The sequence below is a fragment of the Methanobrevibacter intestini genome (assembly GCF_047402955.1).
Taxonomy (GTDB): domain Archaea; phylum Methanobacteriota; class Methanobacteria; order Methanobacteriales; family Methanobacteriaceae; genus Methanocatella; species Methanocatella intestini.
On the sequence record NZ_CP187956.1, the window covers coordinates 1,629,799 to 1,648,053 of the forward strand.

Here is an 18,255-nt window from a genome sequence, read left to right on the forward strand (position 1 = left end):
TATGGATTTTAGTACACTTGGTGGAAATTTATTAGGTACAATTCCTTTTGGTGATATTGTACTGTACTTCACACCTCTTAATTTGTTTTTATTTGCTGTAATGTTAGGGTTTACATTATTGATAGCTGTAAGTAAAACAGAAACACAAGTTGAAGCTACTTTTATGAAACTTGGAAATACTGATGTAAAAGTAGGATCAAAAGAGTTTAAACAAAGGAGATTTTTATCTGTAATCTGTGGTATAGCTTCTGCAGGGGCAATGATTACTGGAGATTTGTTTAACTTTACTTTATTTATGGCATTAATTGGTATTGTGAATATTGGAATTGTTTCAGCTGTAAGACAAGTCAGTGTTTTAAACTCCGCTTTTAATTATGGTTTAATAGCTATGATGTGTAGTTTACCGTTATTTGGTGGAGCAGCTATTGTTCTTGCTTCTTCCGGAACATTAAGTTTGTTAGTATTAAATCAAATGCATGCAACTCCAATGATGATTTTTGGTGCTTTATTGATGTTACTTGGAATTTTAGGGGAGTGTGGTGTTGCACCGTTCTTTGCAAGTAAAGCTGAAATGTTTAGAACTCCCGGTTCTCCATTTTTAGTTATTATTCATTTAAGTTCATTATTTGTTATTATTAGAGCAGTGGAAATTTTATTATTAGTTTTATGGTAGTGAGAGTATGGATATTCAAAAAATTGTAAGTATTATATTATTGCTAATCTCTACATTAGCTATATTGGCTGCTTTAATATTTGATATGGCTAGTTGGATTGTGTATGTAATAGCTATTTTCGGAATTCCATTATGGATTTTAGGTTTAGGTTTATTAACAATGGCTAAACCAAGAAAAGATGATAAGGAAGAAAGGATAAAAGAACCATTTACAGGATATTAGTGGTATTATGAATTTGATGGCAGATATTTTAATTAATGTAATAATAGCATTCCTTGCAGGTAGTTTGCTTTTAGGTTTGCACAGAAAAATCATGGCTCGTATTCAGCTTAGGCCGGGCCCTCCAATAGTTCAGCATTTATTACATTCTTTAAAGTTCTTTTTTAAAGAATCTTCATTTCCAAAAACTGCTGCAATGCCATTTTATATTGGTATTGTTGTTATTTTAGCTATAATTTGGGTTGTTGGCGTTATTGTAGGTCCTGTAACTCATAATTCATTACTTATCCTGTTTGGTGTTTATGCTGTCTATAAAATCGTGGAGCATAATTCAGGTTCAAGTTCAGGTTCTCCTTATGGTAAATTGAGTTGTGTAAGGGCAGTTTTATCTGCAGCTACTGAACTTCCATTATTTGCAGCTATTGTTCTTGTTTATTTAAAAACAGATTCTATGAATATTGGAAAAATCATAGCATATCAGGGTGTTCATGGTCCTTTGGCATTTTCTATTCCTTTAGCGGCATTAATGTTATTTATGCTGATCATATCTAAATCTCCTTATTCTCCATTTGGAATTACAAAAGGTAAAGATTTAGTTTCCGGATTCGAAACAGAACATTTTGGATTTTTAAAAGGATTCATAATGTTTTCAGAGTCCGTTTCATGGTATGTAATGCTTTGGGTATTTTTAACAATATTCTTTGGACCGTTATCTCCAGTTTATTATGCTTTAGGAATGATAATTATAACATTTATCACTGGATTTATTAATGCTGTAACTCCAATGTTGAATCCAAACCATTCTGTCATGACTCAAATAACGATTGGAGCAATTTGTTTTGTTGGAACACTTTTAATGATATTTGTATGAGGTTGAGATGATGAATGATAAATCTACAATATATTTAACTTCTTTAGTTGGATTTGGTGCAGTAGTTCTTACTTTAATAACTACTTTCCTTCATACAACTTTAATCGGGTATATGATTATTTTAATGGTAATGTGTACTGCATTGATTATTTTAACTCTTAAAGGACATTTTTCTCACCATATTGAGAATTTGGAAAAGTTATTTTTTGTTATAACTTTTATAATTATCATATGTTTATTTATAATAAGATTTAGACCAATTTAGAGAGGATATTATGTTTGAATTTTTAATTTATTTACTTACATTTATTATAGGGTCAATACTGGGATTACTATACAGTTATAAACAGCATGGAGAACCTTTTGTTGTTAAAGGTTTGAATGTAGTTATGTGTGTAGTTTCAGTTATTGGTTGGGTGTTGGCAATTAATTGTCAATTTTCTCAAAGTTTAATAGCTATTGGTCTTCTTTTAGCCGGTTTTGTAATGGGTGAAAGGCCGGGATATGGTAGAATGGAGACATTGGTGGGAATTGTTGCTGCTGTTATTGTTTATTTGATAATGCATTTAATCTAGTTGTGATTGTATGGATAATAAAGCTAAACTTAATTTAATGAAAAAAAGAGTGATTAGAAGTTTTAAATGGCAAGAAGATATCATAATTCCTTTTTCAAGAGAATTTGGCTGTACAACTGAAGAGTTAGAAGATTTATTTATGGATTTGTTGGATATGTCTTCTTTAGAAGCATTACATGGAACATTGGAAATTGCTAATCAGAAATGTTTGCTTGAACGATTGGATGCTGATTTAAGATTGCCATGGTATGTAGATACATTGGAGTTGTTATCTGTAGAACAGGGTGATGAGATTAAAAATAAAGTAGCTGATGAGATTATTAGTGGGAAATCTTATGATATTGCTTTAGATGATGGCAGAAAGGAGTTATTTAATTTATTAAAGAATATAAATATTAATTAATAATGAATAGTATAAATATAATAATTAATAATTTGAGAGGCTTATAGATGTTAAATGCTATTAAGGATGTTGTGAGAAAAAGCTCAATTCATGTTTGTATTGTGAATTGTGGGGGATGTAATGGGTGTGATGTTGAACTGGTTGCATTAACTTCTCCAAGATATGATTTAGAGCAATATGGTATTTATGTTCATAACAATCCTCGTGAAGCTGATGTTTTATTATTGACTGGTGCTGTTACTGAGCAATGGGTTGATAATTTAAAGAGAGTTTATGATAAAGCTCCTGAACCAAAAATAGTAGTGGCTGTTGGGAACTGTCCACAATCAGGAGATGTATTTAATCAGGAAGGTGGAAAAGTTTATGCTCCTGCTTCTGATTTTATACCTGTTGATGCAGAGATACCTGGTTGTCCACCAAGACCTAATGAAATTTTAGAAGCAATTTTAGCTGTAGGTCCACAGGCTATTGCTAATCGTGGGAGGGAAAAGAAATGATATTACCTATTGGTCCGATTCATCCATATTTAAAAGAACCGATAAGGCTAAAACTTCAAACTGAGGGTGAAAAAGTAGTTAAAGCTGAAATTGAATATGGTTATGTTCATAGGGGAATTGAAAAGATAATAGAAGGTAAAACCTGGCAAAAAGGTATTTATTTAGCTGAGAGGGTTTGCGGAATATGTTCTTATGAGCATACTCAATCATTTGCAGAAACTATTGAACGGATATCTGGAGTTTATGCTCCTTTAAGAGCTCAGTTTTTAAGAGTTATTACAAATGAATTAGACAGAATTCAAAGTCATTTACTTGGTAATTCCACATTTTTCAAATCTATTGATCATGAAACATTATATATGCAATCTTTAGATATAAGGGAATATGCAATGGATGCTATTGAACTATTAACTGGAAACAGAGTTAATATGGGCTGGAATGTAGTTGGTGGTGTTAAAATGGATGCTGACGAACGTCATTTCAAACCGATTCTTGATAATCTAAAAATTATTGAAGAGAGAATTCCAAGATTAAGAGAGATTTATGCAGAAGGTCCGGCTATTGGAATGCGTTCCCGCAATGTTGGAGTAATGACTAAAAAAGAAGCTATTAAAGGAAAAGCTGTAGGTCCTATTGGAAGAGGATCCGGCTTAAAATATGATTTAAGGCAAGACCATTACACTTATAAAGATCACTTTGATTTTAAAACCATCTGGAGAAAAGAAGGGGACAATTATGCAAGAACTTTAAACCGGATTGATGAAATACCTGAGTGTATCAGTTTAATTAGACAAGCTATTGAAAACATACCTGAAGGAGATATTCGTATTCCTGTTGATATTAAATCAGGATATGCAGAATGGAGAAATGAAGCTCCCCGTGGTGAAGTAAGTTATATGATTGAAACCAACGGTAATTTAATTAAACATATTTCAATCAGGACTCCAAGTATTTCAAATATGGATTCCTGTGCAAAATATATGATTAAGGATGTTGCTACTGTTGCAGATGCAGTATCTACTTATGCATCAAGTGATCCTTGTGTTGCATGTGCAGAAAGAGTTGCTATTACTGATAAACAGGGCAATACAACTACTAAAAATATTTTTGAGGTAAGGTAAAATGTCTTCTTTGATGTGGTATATTTATGATTTTGCCAGAAAAGCATGGGCTGAGGGATTTGCCAATGCCAAAACCAGTCCGGAAATTGTAGAAAAACCATCTAGATTTAGAGATTTTCCAAATGTAATTAAAGAATATTGTATTGGTTGTGGTGCTTGTATTTCTTCATGTCCTTCTCCAAATGCAATTAAATTAGTTCGTGATGAGGATGATGAAACAAATGAAGGTGTTACTTATCCAATAATAAATAAATCCGCATGTATTCGATGTGGTTTTTGTGCAGAAGTTTGTCCGACTGAACCTAAAACTTTGGAATGTGGGGAAAATCATTTGTTAAAACCGGAGTTTAATCTTATTCCTTCCAAAAGACAATTTATCATTGATGATTATCTTTGTATCAGATGTAAAAAATGTATGAAGCAGTGTCCTGTTAATGCAATTTATGTTGAAGATGACGGTAAGGTTGTTGTAAATCAGTTTAAATGTATTTCATGTGGGGAATGTCTTGGTGTTTGTCCGGTAAATGGTGCCATGAAAGGTGTTTTCGTTGATAATATTCAAGATCAAAAAGAGCTGATAGCTCAAGTTGTTAATTTCCTTGAAAAATTTATTAACAGTAAAGAAGAAGATTTAAGATCATTAAAAAAAGACAGACTTTTACAATATACATTCCCGCTTTCTGATATTTTTGATAAAGCATTAGAAATAATATCTGATGAAGAAATAGCTTTAGAAATATTAACTAATGCTATTAACAGACTTAAAATCAGAATTATTGACTGGGATAGTGAAACCTGCAAGAAATGTCAAATGTGTATTCCGGATTGCCCTACTAAAGCAATATCTTTTGATGAAAAGAATGACACTATTGTAAGAAATGAAAATAAATGTTTACGCTGCAGTATTTGTTATCAGTCCTGTCCGTTTTCAACAATTAAATATTTCATTTCCAAATTCTCTTTAGAAGAGGATGAAAATGGTGAAAAGATAGTAAATGTTACAGTCAAAGCTTCAAATTTAAATGAAGAGATAGTTATGGGTTGAGTGTTATGATTGATAGTTATACTAAAACTCCAAGACCTTTAAGGGATGTAGATGTTGAATCTTCAATTGATCAGAGCAAATGTGCAAATTGTACAGACAAGCCATGTCTTGAATCCTGTCCGATTGAAGCAATATATGTTGATCCTAATGACGGTTTTACTAAAATAAAAAGTACCTGTTTTGGTTGTGTATTGTGTCGTAATGCTTGTCCTTATGATGCAATACAGATGGATGTGGATATTGCAGAACCAATTAAAGAAAATGTTCCCAATATTAACACGAAATTATGTAAATCCTGCGGAGCATGTGTTCAAGCATGTAAAACAGGTTCAATTAAAATTCATGCAGTTGATACCGGAGAAGCTTACAGTGTAATAAATCCTGATACCTGTGTCAGATGCGGCTATTGTTTTAGAGTCTGTCCGACTGATGCAATTAAATATGGTCAGCTTCTTCCAAAAACAGTTAAAGGCGGAAAAGTTATCATTGTTAATCAGGATGTTTGTATAGGTTGTATGACATGTACCAGAGTTTGTCCGGCTGCAGGTGCAATCAATGTTTCCAAAACTAATAAATTGCCTTATATTAATCCGGGATATTGTGCTAGATGTGAAGAGTGTATGCATTCTTGTCCGTCAACAGCTATTAAATATTCTTCACGTAAAAAAGCATTTAAATTATATAGTGAGATTAAATCTTATGACATGGTTTCTGAAATTGTAGATAAGGACATGAAAAGATTATCTATTGATTTAATTGGATTAAATGGATCTCTTAAGAAAATATCAAAAATATTATCTTTGGAATTTGATGATGCTGATTATGAAGGGTATATTCAATATAATGTCAATGACATGATGAGCAGAGAGTTAAATTTAAGTTTAGGGGAAAATATTGAAATTAAAAAATTCGACAAGTTATTTGACTCTTATTTAATAAATAGAGGTATTGAAGTATTTGATAATATGTGTATTGCATGTGGAGAATGTTTAAACGGTTGTCCTACTGGTGCAATATCACTTGATGCTCCAAAACCAATTGTCATAGATGAAAATAAATGTGTTTATTGTGGTAAATGTGTTGGAAGTTGTCAGTTTGGAGCAGTTAGGGCTTATGATGATTATTTCCATAGTAAAGGATTTGATTTGTTCTTCAGCAGGTCTGATTTGAAAGGTCAAAGGGAAGCCGACTTTTTATTAGCTGATGATAAATGTCAAAGCTGTGGAATTTGTGTTAAAAATTGTCCAACTGATGCATTAATACTTGAAGGAGATAAAATTACTTTTAATGAGGAAAAATGTATTTATTGCAGACAGTGTGAGGCAATTTGTCCTGTAACTGCAATAAAGTTAGTTAATTTCAGGTGATTGTGTGTTTGAAAAATCATTTATTACTGACTGTGAAGGACCATTAACTTTAAATGATAATGCTTTTGAGTTATGTGCACATTTCATTGAGGGTGGTGATGAATTATTTAAAATTCTAAGTTTATATGATGATTATCTTGTAGATGAAGTTAAAAAAGATAATTATAAAGCAGGTAACACATTAAAATTAATCTTACCATTTTTTGTTGTTGAAAATCTTAAAAATGAAGATTTGATTAATTTTTCACAGGAACATATTTATGTAGTCAATGATTCAAAATTCCTATTAAAATACCTTCAAAATGCTATGAATACTTACATAGTTAGCACTAGCTATGGTCAATATATTGAAGCAGTATCTAATTTTATGGAATTCCCATTTAAAAATACATATTATACTAATGTTGATATGGATGAATTAAATCTTAATGATGGGGAAATACTTAAAATTACTGAATTTAAAAAGCAGATACTGGAAAATCCTAAAAATTATGGGTTATTTGATGATATTTTCTTTAATGAAATTCCTAAAATGGGGATTTATAAAAATATTAAAAATATTGATGTTATTGGTGGTGAAGGTAAAAAATTAGCTATTGATGATATAATAGCTAATGATAATATTGATATTAATGAAATTTTGTACATTGGAGACAGTATTACTGATGTTGAACCATTGAGATTTGCCCGTGAGCATAATGGAGTTAGTATAGCTTTCAACGGTAATGATTATCCTTTAAAAGAAGCTCAGATAGCTATTGTATCTCCAAGTGCAATTGCAACAGCAGTAATAGCTAATATTTATGCTAATAATGATAAAAAAACAGTTTTAAGTTTTATTGATGATTATAATAATTCAGATAATCTTAAGAAGTTATTTGAAGATTATAAAATTGATTTACAAATTAATAAAGAATTTTTCAGAATATTTAAAAATATTAAATATCCACTTATTAAAATAGTTGATTCGGATAATTTTGATGATATATTAAAAGAAAGTATTGAAATGAGAAATCGTATCCGTGGAGAAGACGTTGGTGGATTAGGTTAATAATTATTAAGAAGGTAATATAATGAGTTATGAAAAAGTAGAAAATACATTTTTTGAAGCTTTTGAAGGCCAATATGTAAGAGCTTTAATAACCGGCCCTACTAAAGAATTAGTTGAAAGAGCAGCTTATGATTCAACATCCACTCCAAGTGCTGTTATTGGAAGAGTTGAAGGCGGAGTTGAAGGATTCCTGCCAAAAAGTGAAACTCCTGACGGCAGATATGGTGCAGTAGTACAGTACTGGCTTGGTGGAGACAATGTAAAAAAATTTGCATTTGAATTATCTTACAGAATTAGGCAGGATATTTTAGTTAAACCGTTTATGAGGGTTTTTGATTATCCTGATGAAAAAAGCGAAGAATATATAGAAATGATGGACATTGTTGGACATTGTGGTGACGGATATGAATGGACTATAGAAGAATATGGCCGTAAACTAATTAATGTTCCAATTGCAGTACCTGATTTTCAGATTGAAGAAAAATTATCTTTAAACAAAGGTACTATGGGGGGTAACTTCTGGTATTTATGCGAAACTCAGGAGGCTGTTTTAGAAGGTGGAAAAAGAGCTCTTGATGCAATTCAATCAGTTACTGGAGCTATTGCACCATTTGACATATGTTCTGCAGCTTCAAAACCAGAAACCAATTATCCTGAAATAGGCCCTACTACAAATCATTTTTACTGTCCTTCTTTAAAAGAGCGTTTAGGCAGCGAATCCAAAGTTCCTGGTGAAGTTAATTATATTCCTGAAATTGTAATTAATGCAGTAAGTGAAGATGCAATGAATGAAGCTATAAAAGCAGGAATTGATGCTGCTTTGGAAGTTGAAGGAGTAATTAGCATATCTGCAGGTAATTATGATGGAAAACTTGGAGATAAAAATATTAATTTATTAGATATTCTAAAATAAGGTTTTAAAATGGAATTTTTAGACAGTGACATTAATGTTGATGTAATAGGTTTTGGAGCTTTGAATGTTGATAAATTGCATACAGTAGAAAATATCGCATGTAAAGACGAAGAAAGTTTCATTAAATCTCAAAAAGATACTCCTGGAGGATCTGCAGCTAATACTGTAATTGGATTGGCAAGATTAGGTTGTCCAACATCTATAATCGGTAAAATAGCTGAAGATGATGATGGGGACTTGATTGAATTAAACTTGGCTATGAATGAAGTTTATACTAATAATCTGATTTATGCAGATAAAGGTAATACTGGTAAAGTATTAGGTTTTGTTGATGAAAATGGTGAACGTTGTCTTTATGTTGACCCTGGAGTTAATGATGAAATTGTATTAAATGAAATTAATTTATTGAATCTTTCAAAATGTAAAATAATGCATTATACTTCATTTGTTGGTGATTCATTTAAAACTCAAATTGAATTATTGGATAAACTTAATGATAATACTTTATTGAGTTTTGATCCTGGAATGTTATATGTTCAAAAAGGATTAAAAGAGTTAAAACCGATTTTAGATAAAACAGATATTCTGTTGATTAATGAAAATGAATTAAGATTATTGTATGAAGATTATTACAAAGCTATTGATTGTGTTGATGAATTATCTGTAAAAGAAATAGCTGTTCATATTTTAGATGAAGGTATTCAAACTGTTGTTGTTAAAAAAGGTTCAAAAGGTGTTTTTGCAATTACAGTTAATGAAGAATGTGATGTTGGCACATATGAATGCAGTGTTGTTGATACAACTGGTGCAGGAGACAGCTTCAATAGCGGATTTTTATATGGTAAGTTAAATGATTATTCTCTTGAAGAATCTTGTAAAATTGGAAATTGGGTAGCTAGTAAGGCTATTGAGGGTTTTGGAATGGAAAAATTCCCTAATTTAAAAGATTTGCAGGAGTTTATAAATTAAATAATCTTTATTAATTATTAAAAACAAAAATTAAATTTAAATAAAAAATTATTCAGTTGGTAATAGTATGAATATATCTTTTGATAAGCAGATAGGTAGTTTGGAGCGTGAAATTCTCTTAAAATCTGTGGAAATACATGATAGTGGGGATGATTTTCAATTTGAATTAAATAAATTCTTTTCCCAAGAAGAAATCATTGCTATAGCACCGCGCTGTATAAGATGCAATATGTGTGTTGATCAATGTCCAGTTGATGCTATTGAACCAGCTAATATTTTTAAAATAGCTAAAATCACTCAAAATTGTGTTAAATGTGAAATTTGTGTTCAGACATGTCCAGTTTCAGCTATTAAATTAATTGACAATAAAGTTTCATATAATCATGATGATGGTGATGAAGCTATTGAATATAATTTAGCTAGTATCAGTCGTCCTCATAGAGTAGTTAGAATGAATGATATTTCTATTGATTATTCTAATCTCACTGATTACGATAACTGTGCTAAATTTTGTCCAACTAATGCTTTCACATTGGAATTTAAATCTTATTTTGAAGAGTTAGGCATTGATGTTGATATTGAATTGGGAGATGATTTGCTCTATCCTGTTATTAATAAAAAATTATGTATTGGATGCGGGGCATGTATTCAATTTTGTGAAAATGACTCTATTAAATTAGACAGAACTATCGGACCTATTGTTCACACTAAAAATCTTGAAATTAATCAGGATGAATGTGTTAACTGTTATTTGTGTGAAGAGAACTGTCCTGTGGAAGCTATTTACTTAGATGAAGAGAAAGTAGTATTGGATAATGATAAATGCATAAGATGTATTAATTGTACAAGTCACTGTCCTGTTGGGGCGTTGAACTTTGTTGAAATTGGTTAGGGGTTGTTTTACATGAAAGCTAAAGAGTTAATGGATAAAAAATTTGTATATATAAGTCCTGAGGACAGTGTTAAAGACGTTTCTATAACTATGGAAAAAATACGTAGATTTACATGTCCTGTTGTAGATGAAAACAGACATCTTATTGGATGGGTAACTTCTTTTGAAATTACTAAAGGTTTACGTGAAGGTAATGATAAAATTAAAGAAATCATGAGTTCTTATGAAGAAATAACTACTATTAATGAAAATGCACCTTCAAGACTTGCAGTTATAGAAACAGCAAATAATAAGTTTGTTACTGTACCTGTCTTAAATGATGATAATCAGGTTGTAGGAATGATTCGTTCTTGTGATATTGTAGAGCTTTTGTCTGCACTTTATGATATCAAAGTTTACAAGTTATATGTTGCAATGTGTAAGCAGTTAAAAGGTGTGACCTGGGATGAATTAATGGCTGCTGCAGCTATTGTCTCTAAAAGGGCAACTGGTAAAAAAGTAAAACCTGAAGATTATGAAGCAACAATAAGGGAAGCTACTTTTGGTGAAGCTATTTGGGCAACCAAAGGTCTTGAAAATTTCTTTGCAGGATTAATATCTGTTGGGGAATTAGTAATCGCCCGTAAAGTAGGAAAAGCCAGAAAATAAGATATTAATAGTTTAAATATTATTAATATCTTTTAAATAAATTTTATCATCACAAATGGTATCGATTAAATCCAAATCGTGACTTACAATAAGTAGACCCATTTTTCTTTTTTTAATAATTTTAATAACCAAATCCAATATTTGGACCTGTGTTACAGCATCCAGCATTGTTGTCATTTCATCAGCTATTAAAAACTTTGTTTTCGGATTCAGTGATCTTAAAACAGAGTATCTTTGCAGTTCTCCACCTGAAAGCTCACTTGGATATCTGCTCATCCATGACTGTTGGATACCAAATTCATTTATTAAATCATCACTAACATTCCAGGATTCTTCTAAAATGTCCTTCATTTTCCATTTTGGATTCATTACTTTTTCAGGATGTTGAAAAATTAATTGAACTGGACAAAATCCCTTTTTAGGAAGTTTCTGATTGTCCAAATAAACTTCCCCTTTATATTTTGGAATATAATTAGATAATATCTTACACAATGTTGATTTTCCATTTCCGCTTTCTCCGATAAGTCCAGTAATTTTATCACTGTTTAATGTGATGTCCACATCTTTTAAAACATATTTTTTTGAAGAAGGATATTTGTAGGTTATGTTTTTTCCAATTAATTCCATTTTATTCCTCCTGATTGTATTTAAAACATCTGATGTTGTTAATTAAGTTAGGTCTTTTTTCATTGCAGTATTCTAAAGGAGAATCACACCTGTCATAGTATGGACATCCGTTTGGAATTTCTCCGTGTAATGGCTGATGCCCTTTAGTTAGTTTAAATCCATTTTTAGGCAATGCTTCATATAATGCCTGAGTATATGGATGTAATAAGTTTTTACCTTCTTTAAAGTCTTTTGTATCAACTATTTCAATTACAAAACCGGAATAAAATATACAAATTCTGTTGGCAACTTCTAAAGCTGCATAAATGTCGTGAGTAATTAACAGTACTCCTACATTGTCATCAGCCATCTGTTTTAGATAATCTAAGGTTTCTTTAACTGATTTTTGATCTAATCCTGGAGTTGGTTCATCAGCAATTATTAATTTAGGGTTTGAAAGAAGAGCTGTTGAAATTAAAACACGTCTGGCCATTCCTCCAGATAATTGGAATGGATACATATTGTCAACATCTTCACTTAATCCGTATTTTTCAAATATTTTTCTTTGTTTTATTTGCTTTTCACGGCATTCCTCTTCAGTTTCACATTCTCCAATAACCTGATCAGCTATTTTCATTAACGGGTCTAAAAAATTAACGGACTGCGGAATTAATGAAATTTCTTTTCCTCGAATTTCTTCTTTTGATTTTTGATTTAAATCATTTCCGTTATATTTTATTTCCCCCTTTAAATCAGCATTATCTGGCAAAATGCCTAATATTGCATGTGCTAATAAACTTTTTCCAGATCCGCTTGAACCTAATACTGCTAAAATTTCCCCTTCTTCAATATCTAAGGTTAAATCTGTAATTACTTTAAGATTTTGCTGTTTTAATCCTTTTGTGTATTGTATAAATGAGATTGATACATTATTAACGTCTAATAGTTTATTCATCTTGACACTTCCTAATTATTTGCACTTGCCGGATTAAGTAATTTTTTAATATTTTCTCCAACTATATCAAAGAGCAATACAATTATTAATAAAGATAAACCTGGGAATAGTGCTAACCACCAGTTTCCAGTTGCAAGATATTTCATTGATTCAGATAAGATAACTCCAATAGCAGGTTCGTGAGGAGATAATCCGAATCCTAAAAATGTAACACTGGCTTCGTGCATAATTGCATGAGGGAAAATTAATATAGTTCCAACTATTATCTGACTTACAATTAAAGGCAATATCTGTTTTGTAGCTATCCAAAGTTTAGATTTTCCAAGGTTTTTAGATAGTTTTACATATTCTGAAGTTTGTATCTGTTTTATTTCAGCTCTAAGAACTCTTGTTAGGGATGTCCAGTGAGTCAATGCAACACCGACAGTAACTCCAAATGCACCGCCTCCTAATGCAATTGAAATAAGAATTATTGCCAGGAGATGAGGTACAGACAGGAATAAATCTACAATCCATGAAACAAAGCTGTCAAAATATTTGTTGAAACTGGATAATAATCCAAGAATCACTGCTATTATACTACTTAATATTGATGCAACAATTCCAATCTGGATACTTAATCCTAATCCTTTTAATGTACGGGTAAACATATCTCTGCCTATCCAGTCAGTACCGAATAAGTGTTCAAATGATGGGGCCTGATTTATTAGCTGGAAATTTGTTTTAATATCTCCAGGATTTATGGATAAGCTAGTAATTATTACTAAAACTAAAAGTAATACTATTAAAGATATAGTCAATAATGTTTTTGTTCTTAGATTCATAGTTAATTTTGATGTTTTTTTGTTTTTATTGACCATCCTCTTCACCTTCTTTAATTCTAGGGTCTACAAAGTTGTAAATAATATCTGCTATTAAATTACCTACATAAACGAATATTGCACTGAATATGACAATTCCCAATAATAATGGAACGTCACTTCTCAAACCTGCTGAAACTGCAGCCTGTCCAATTCCGGGATATGTAAATACTTGCTCTACAAGAACTGCTCCTCCAAACAGTTCACTGAAACTTAAAAATTGCAGTGTAATTGCTGGCAAAAGAACATTCCTGATTCCGTGTCTTTTAATAAGTGACCATCCGTGTTCTCCTCTTGCTTTTGCAAATAAGAAATAATCACTGTTCATTTCTTCAATTAACTTATCTCTGGTGTACAATGCAATTTGAGCTACACCTAAGATACTTAATGTAAATGCCGGTAAAATTAAACGGTTTAACCATTCCCATATAGTTACATCCTGGCTTAAACTTCCAATTGGAACTCCAAGTCCTGAAGGGAACCATCCAAGCTGAATACTGAATACCATTAATATAATTAATGCAATCCAAAATGTTGGAGCAGACTGTAAAATGTAACAGTAAACTTTGATTGCTTTGTCAATCCAGGTATCTTTTTTATACCCTGCAACAATTCCTAATAAAAATCCAAGAACTCCGGATATTGCCCAGGATGTCATCATTAAAATTAATGATGCGAAAAATTTCTCTTTAATAACATCTATAACAGGTATTCTAAATATTAATGAATTTCCTAAATCACCATGAATAATATTGCCTAACCAATTCATTATTTTGGCAGTTATAGGTTCATTAACACCCCAATAGGATTCCAATGCGGCAACTTGTTCGGGACTGACAATCATATTACTGATATAAGTCTTTACAGGATTGATTGGTGATAAATCGACCATTATAAAGCTGATTATAATAATTGCAATAAGTAGGATGATAAATCTTACCAGCCGATATCCTAAAAATTTGAGTATTTTTTCATAATTTGACATAATATCGTTGTCCAAAAAAAGTAATAAAATGATTTTAAATGATTTGAATCATTTAAATCATTTTTCTATTGATGAAACACGTTTCCAGTCATATATGTTTCCAAATATGTCTCCTCCGTGAGGTTGTAAAAGAGCAGTATCGTTGGATATGTCTAAGCTATCATCTACGAAATATCCGTATTTGATTTCACCGATCCATAACCATGATGCGTCACCTTGTGGTGAAATACCATGGCTGCCGTCCCAAACTGCATTAGACCATTCGGAATATGAACTTTCACGTGATTGTTTAAATGCATTGTCAATATGTTGGTCAATAACACTGTCGTTTACATATGCTGGGTTATTGTAGCCAATACCTGCCTGGGAACTGTGGTATTCTGACCAGATTGTTGATGGGTCAGTACTTCCGAATCCCCAGATAATGGCTTGTGAATTTTTAACTCCATCCATTTCATCCCAATTAGAACCAATAGCTTTTACTTCAATACCCATTTCTTTTGCTTGTTCAGAAACAGAAACTGCAATTGCTTGTCTTTCAGGAGCATCAGATGAGTAATATAGTTCAAAGGATGCTTTAGTTCCGTTTTTCTCACGGATTCCATCACCATCACTGTCAACCCATCCTGCTTTTTCCAAGGTTTCATTTGCTTTTGCAATGTCTCCGTCTTCAATAGCAGTTGCATTGTTTGCCCATGGTAATTGGTGAGCAATTCCGTCGTAATTAGGATATCCGATTCCGTTTAATGCACCTTCACAAAGGCTGGTTCTGTCAATACCATAGTTTAGAGCTTTTCTAATTGCGATATCTCCAGTTACATTGTTACCTACATCGGCACCGTCAGGATTCTTTTCACCTGTATTCATTGTAGTTGGTAGGGAAATTCCCCTTACATCAATGGTATCTAAGAGGTACATATTGTATCCGTCAACATTTTCTTTTGCATAAGCTAAAGGTACAGCAGATACATCTACTTCTTTATTTTTAGCAGCATTAAATGCAGCTTCATTTTGAGCGAAAAGAATAGTTAATTTTTTGAATTCCGGTTGGTCTCCGTAATAATTGTCATTTTTTTCTAAAATTACTTGCTGGCCTTTATCCCATTGAGCAAATTTATATGGTCCTGATCCAACAGGATTGCTTCCATAAGTTTCATTGTTGTAGGAATCAGATGGTACTATACCAATATATGCTAATTTATCTAGGAAAGTGGAATCTGAGTTGTTTAAATCAAATTGCACAGTAGTTGGATTTATTGCAGTTGCATTATTCATATTACTTAAGTCTAAGCTAGCTCCAGTTTTTTTAGCTTCATTATATGTAAATGCAACATCTTCAGCATCTAATGTTGTGTTGTCGCTAAATTTAACGTCATCTCTTATTTGAACAGTGTATGTTTTATAATCGTCACTTATAGTATAATTGGTGGCTAAATCATTTCTATAAGTCATGTTTCTGTTCATTTTTAACAAAGTACTTTGTATTAAAGGTTCTGAATAATAGTTCCAACCTAAAATTGGATCAAAACCAGATTCTGGTTCTCCTCCGTGACTGTAAGCTGCAACTACAAGTTCGTCATCAGCACGTTCTACATGTGACTGTCCGAGATAAACAGCACATCCTATAATTATAACAATAATTACAAGTATTGCACCTATAAGATATTTTCTATCCATTTTTTTCACATTTTGTTTCAATTATTAAAAAAGTAGCTTGTTAGTAATATCAATCCAATATTTAGTATGATATAATAACAACCTAATAATTTGTATTATCATAATAATTAATAAGGTTTACTAAAAAAAGTATTATTAAAATGCTTTATTTTGCCTAAAAGTATTAAGTATTACTTTTTTTTATTTTATTTATATATTAAGTATTATTTTTTAAAAAATAAGGAAGTATTACTTTTATCAGCTTATTTTAGCTATAAGTATTACTTTTAAAAAAAGAGTTATAATGAATAGTCACATTCACTGCATTTTTTAGTTTGAAATTTAAGTACTCCTCCGCATTTGGGACAGGTCCATTTTTCACGGTCTGAATCTGTTATTTTACCAATGCCTATATTTTTTATTCTTTTGGCACTTTCTAAAGTATTTAAATCATATCTTTTAATATACTTTTTACTGTGTTTTTTCATTTGGGGGCAGGGAAATTCACTGCATCTTCCGCAATAGCTAAAATTCTTTGTATCAAAGCAGGATTTTATTTTACATTTTAAACTAGCTTTAGTTTTTCCGTCATCACCTATTAAACATCCTACACATGGATTTTGATACCTTTCACAGCTAATACAGTTTATTCCACAAGGGGCCAGAAGTTTTGAATCTAATTTATCAGGCATTTTCATACTTTTCATCCTCATTAATATTTATATGGAATTAATTATAAATAATTCGTTAACACTAATTTTTCTTTATAAATTTGACCAAAACTTTATAAATAAATAAAACAAATATTTTATTATCGTTAATTTATTGACGATTACATAACTTTTTTCGAGACAATGTCTCATGGATGTGGCTTTTTAAAAAAGCTGAACAAAAGGTGTTATTATGTATAAATATATTAGAGATGCATGGAAAAACCCAGATGAATCCTATGTAAGGGAATTAATGTGGGAAAGAGCTCCTAAATGGAGAAGGCAATCAGCAGTTCAAAGAATTGAAAGACCAACCAGGCTTGATAGAGCTAGAAGTTTAGGTTACAGAGCTAAAAAAGGTTTCGTTTTAGTAAGAACCAGAGTAAGACGTGGTGGAAGAAGGAAATCTCGTTTTATCGGAGGACGTAAACCTAAAAGAATGGGTGTAAACAAAATTACTCAAGCTAAATCTATTCAAAGGATTGCTGAAGAACGTGTAGCTAAAAAATACCCTAATTTAGAAGTATTAAACTCTTACTGGGTATGGGCTGACGGTAAATATAAATATTATGAAGTTATTTTAGTAGATCCACAAAGTCCTTCTATTGTTAATGATGAAAAAATCAATTGGATTTGCTCCAAAAAACACACTAACAGAGCTCTCAGAGGCTTAACTAGTGCTGGAACTAAAGGACGTGGATTAACTTCCAAAGGAAAAGGTAGTGAACAAGCAAGGAGAAGAAAATAAATCTCCTTTCTTAATACCTTTTTTTGATAAAATGATTCATAATATAAGATTTAGAGAGTTTGTTTATGAGAGTGAAAATCTCGATGAATTAACTCAGGCTATCTACAACATACTTCCAGATGCTGAAATTGAAAGTGAAGATGCAGAAGGATTAATGGAAGATAAAATTATTATACTCTCAGGTGTTGTAGATAAGAAAAGACAAACAAAAGCTTTTTTTAATTTACTTTTAGAATTAGACCAAAATCAACTTGATAAATTAAATAATGATTTGGAACGCAAAGTTGATGATAAAGGAAATTTATTTTTACGATTATCTAAGGAAGATGCAATTAATGAAAAAATTAAAATTGTAGATTCCGGAGATTCAATTCATCTTAAAGTCAAAATAGCAGCATATCCTGCTAAAAAGGAAATAGCTATTAAAAAAGTTCGTGAAGCTATTGAAAATAACTGATTACATTTATATATAACTTATTTTTTATATAAT

23 protein-coding genes are annotated in these 18,255 nt (G+C 31.3%); 17 read left to right on the forward strand and 6 right to left on the reverse strand.

What is annotated here, in order from left to right:
* Position 1 precedes the first annotated feature (1 nt).
* From ACMC9J_RS07650 to ACMC9J_RS07720, 15 genes are all read left to right on the forward strand, one after another.
* Positions 2 to 673, forward strand: coding sequence for a membrane protein (locus ACMC9J_RS07650; protein ID WP_019266271.1), 672 nt, complete (start codon positions 2 to 4; stop codon positions 671 to 673).
* A 7-nt stretch (positions 674 to 680) separates the two neighbouring features.
* The gene (locus ACMC9J_RS07655) at positions 681 to 896 is read left to right on the forward strand and encodes an energy-converting hydrogenase A subunit I EhaI (RefSeq protein WP_019266270.1); all 216 of its coding nucleotides are present in this window, start codon (positions 681 to 683) and stop codon (positions 894 to 896) included.
* A 7-nt stretch (positions 897 to 903) separates the two neighbouring features.
* A complete protein-coding gene (locus tag ACMC9J_RS07660) occupies positions 904 to 1,764 on the forward strand; it encodes a respiratory chain complex I subunit 1 family protein (RefSeq protein ID WP_427003166.1) in 861 nt (286 codons plus the stop codon).
* Positions 1,765 to 1,771: 7 nt separating this feature from the next.
* The gene (locus tag ACMC9J_RS07665; protein ID WP_019266268.1) at positions 1,772 to 2,029 is read left to right on the forward strand and encodes a hypothetical protein; all 258 of its coding nucleotides are present in this window, start codon (positions 1,772 to 1,774) and stop codon (positions 2,027 to 2,029) included.
* Positions 2,030 to 2,039: 10 nt separating this feature from the next.
* Positions 2,040 to 2,339 (forward strand): energy-converting hydrogenase subunit EhaL family protein, encoded by a 300-nt coding sequence (locus ACMC9J_RS07670; RefSeq protein ID WP_019266267.1) that lies wholly within the window; start codon positions 2,040 to 2,042, stop codon positions 2,337 to 2,339.
* 10 nt (positions 2,340 to 2,349) lie between these two features.
* On the forward strand, positions 2,350 to 2,742 hold the full coding sequence (locus ACMC9J_RS07675; protein WP_019267596.1) for a DUF1959 family protein: 393 nt from the start codon (positions 2,350 to 2,352) through the stop codon (positions 2,740 to 2,742).
* 47 nt (positions 2,743 to 2,789) lie between these two features.
* A complete protein-coding gene (locus tag ACMC9J_RS07680; protein ID WP_019266265.1) occupies positions 2,790 to 3,239 on the forward strand; it encodes an NADH-quinone oxidoreductase subunit B family protein in 450 nt (149 codons plus the stop codon).
* Positions 3,236 to 4,360, forward strand: coding sequence for a nickel-dependent hydrogenase large subunit (locus ACMC9J_RS07685; protein WP_427003167.1), 1,125 nt, complete (start codon positions 3,236 to 3,238; stop codon positions 4,358 to 4,360). Before ACMC9J_RS07680 ends, ACMC9J_RS07685 begins: the two co-directional genes overlap by 4 nt.
* Position 4,361: 1 nt before the next feature.
* Complete coding sequence (locus ACMC9J_RS07690) at positions 4,362 to 5,405, forward strand: 4Fe-4S binding protein (protein ID WP_427003168.1); 1,044 nt, start codon at positions 4,362 to 4,364, stop codon at positions 5,403 to 5,405.
* Complete coding sequence (locus ACMC9J_RS07695) at positions 5,402 to 6,772, forward strand: 4Fe-4S binding protein (protein WP_427003169.1); 1,371 nt, start codon at positions 5,402 to 5,404, stop codon at positions 6,770 to 6,772. The genes ACMC9J_RS07690 and ACMC9J_RS07695 overlap by 4 nt, the downstream gene beginning before the upstream one ends.
* A gap of 4 nt (positions 6,773 to 6,776) precedes the next feature.
* Positions 6,777 to 7,823 carry a hypothetical protein gene (locus ACMC9J_RS07700; protein WP_427003170.1) on the forward strand — a complete coding sequence of 349 codons (1,047 nt, stop codon included), beginning with the start codon at positions 6,777 to 6,779 and terminating at the stop codon, positions 7,821 to 7,823.
* A 22-nt stretch (positions 7,824 to 7,845) separates the two neighbouring features.
* Positions 7,846 to 8,736: a formylmethanofuran--tetrahydromethanopterin N-formyltransferase gene (locus ACMC9J_RS07705; RefSeq protein WP_019266260.1), complete on the forward strand. Its 891-nt coding sequence runs from the start codon at positions 7,846 to 7,848 to the stop codon at positions 8,734 to 8,736.
* Between the two features lie 9 nt (positions 8,737 to 8,745).
* Complete coding sequence (locus ACMC9J_RS07710; protein WP_427003171.1) at positions 8,746 to 9,705, forward strand: carbohydrate kinase family protein; 960 nt, start codon at positions 8,746 to 8,748, stop codon at positions 9,703 to 9,705.
* A gap of 67 nt (positions 9,706 to 9,772) precedes the next feature.
* Positions 9,773 to 10,597 carry a 4Fe-4S binding protein gene (locus ACMC9J_RS07715; protein WP_427003172.1) on the forward strand — a complete coding sequence of 275 codons (825 nt, stop codon included), beginning with the start codon at positions 9,773 to 9,775 and terminating at the stop codon, positions 10,595 to 10,597.
* Positions 10,598 to 10,609: 12 nt separating this feature from the next.
* Positions 10,610 to 11,245: a CBS domain-containing protein gene (locus ACMC9J_RS07720; RefSeq protein ID WP_019266257.1), complete on the forward strand. Its 636-nt coding sequence runs from the start codon at positions 10,610 to 10,612 to the stop codon at positions 11,243 to 11,245.
* A gap of 12 nt (positions 11,246 to 11,257) precedes the next feature.
* Here the strand turns inward: ACMC9J_RS07720 and ACMC9J_RS07725 are convergent, their stop codons facing one another.
* The 6 genes from ACMC9J_RS07725 to ACMC9J_RS07750 all read right to left on the reverse strand — a co-directional run bounded on the left by ACMC9J_RS07725 (position 11,258) and on the right by ACMC9J_RS07750 (position 17,005).
* Positions 11,258 to 11,872, reverse strand: a complete 615-nt coding sequence (locus tag ACMC9J_RS07725; protein WP_427003173.1) for an ABC transporter ATP-binding protein — start codon at positions 11,870 to 11,872, stop codon at positions 11,258 to 11,260.
* A 1-nt stretch (position 11,873) separates the two neighbouring features.
* The gene (locus ACMC9J_RS07730) at positions 11,874 to 12,806 is read right to left on the reverse strand and encodes an oligopeptide/dipeptide ABC transporter ATP-binding protein (protein ID WP_427003174.1); all 933 of its coding nucleotides are present in this window, start codon (positions 12,804 to 12,806) and stop codon (positions 11,874 to 11,876) included.
* Positions 12,807 to 12,817: 11 nt separating this feature from the next.
* Positions 12,818 to 13,666 (reverse strand): ABC transporter permease, encoded by an 849-nt coding sequence (locus ACMC9J_RS07735; RefSeq protein ID WP_019266255.1) that lies wholly within the window; start codon positions 13,664 to 13,666, stop codon positions 12,818 to 12,820.
* Positions 13,656 to 14,651, reverse strand: a complete 996-nt coding sequence (locus ACMC9J_RS07740; protein WP_019267589.1) for an ABC transporter permease — start codon at positions 14,649 to 14,651, stop codon at positions 13,656 to 13,658. The genes ACMC9J_RS07735 and ACMC9J_RS07740 overlap by 11 nt, the downstream gene beginning before the upstream one ends.
* A 57-nt stretch (positions 14,652 to 14,708) precedes the next feature.
* Positions 14,709 to 16,328: an ABC transporter substrate-binding protein gene (locus ACMC9J_RS07745; RefSeq protein ID WP_427003175.1), complete on the reverse strand. Its 1,620-nt coding sequence runs from the start codon at positions 16,326 to 16,328 to the stop codon at positions 14,709 to 14,711.
* A 278-nt stretch (positions 16,329 to 16,606) separates the two neighbouring features.
* Entirely contained in the window at positions 16,607 to 17,005 is a 399-nt protein-coding gene (locus ACMC9J_RS07750) for a DUF3795 domain-containing protein (protein ID WP_427003176.1), read from the reverse strand.
* 205 nt (positions 17,006 to 17,210) lie between these two features.
* On the opposite strand from ACMC9J_RS07750, the gene ACMC9J_RS07755 reads away from it, so the two are divergent.
* Positions 17,211 to 17,765 (forward strand): 50S ribosomal protein L15e, encoded by a 555-nt coding sequence (locus tag ACMC9J_RS07755; protein WP_295871743.1) that lies wholly within the window; start codon positions 17,211 to 17,213, stop codon positions 17,763 to 17,765.
* A gap of 31 nt (positions 17,766 to 17,796) precedes the next feature.
* Positions 17,797 to 18,222, forward strand: a complete 426-nt coding sequence (locus tag ACMC9J_RS07760; protein ID WP_427003642.1) for an RNA-binding protein — start codon at positions 17,797 to 17,799, stop codon at positions 18,220 to 18,222.
* Positions 18,223 to 18,255: the final 33 nt, after the last annotated feature.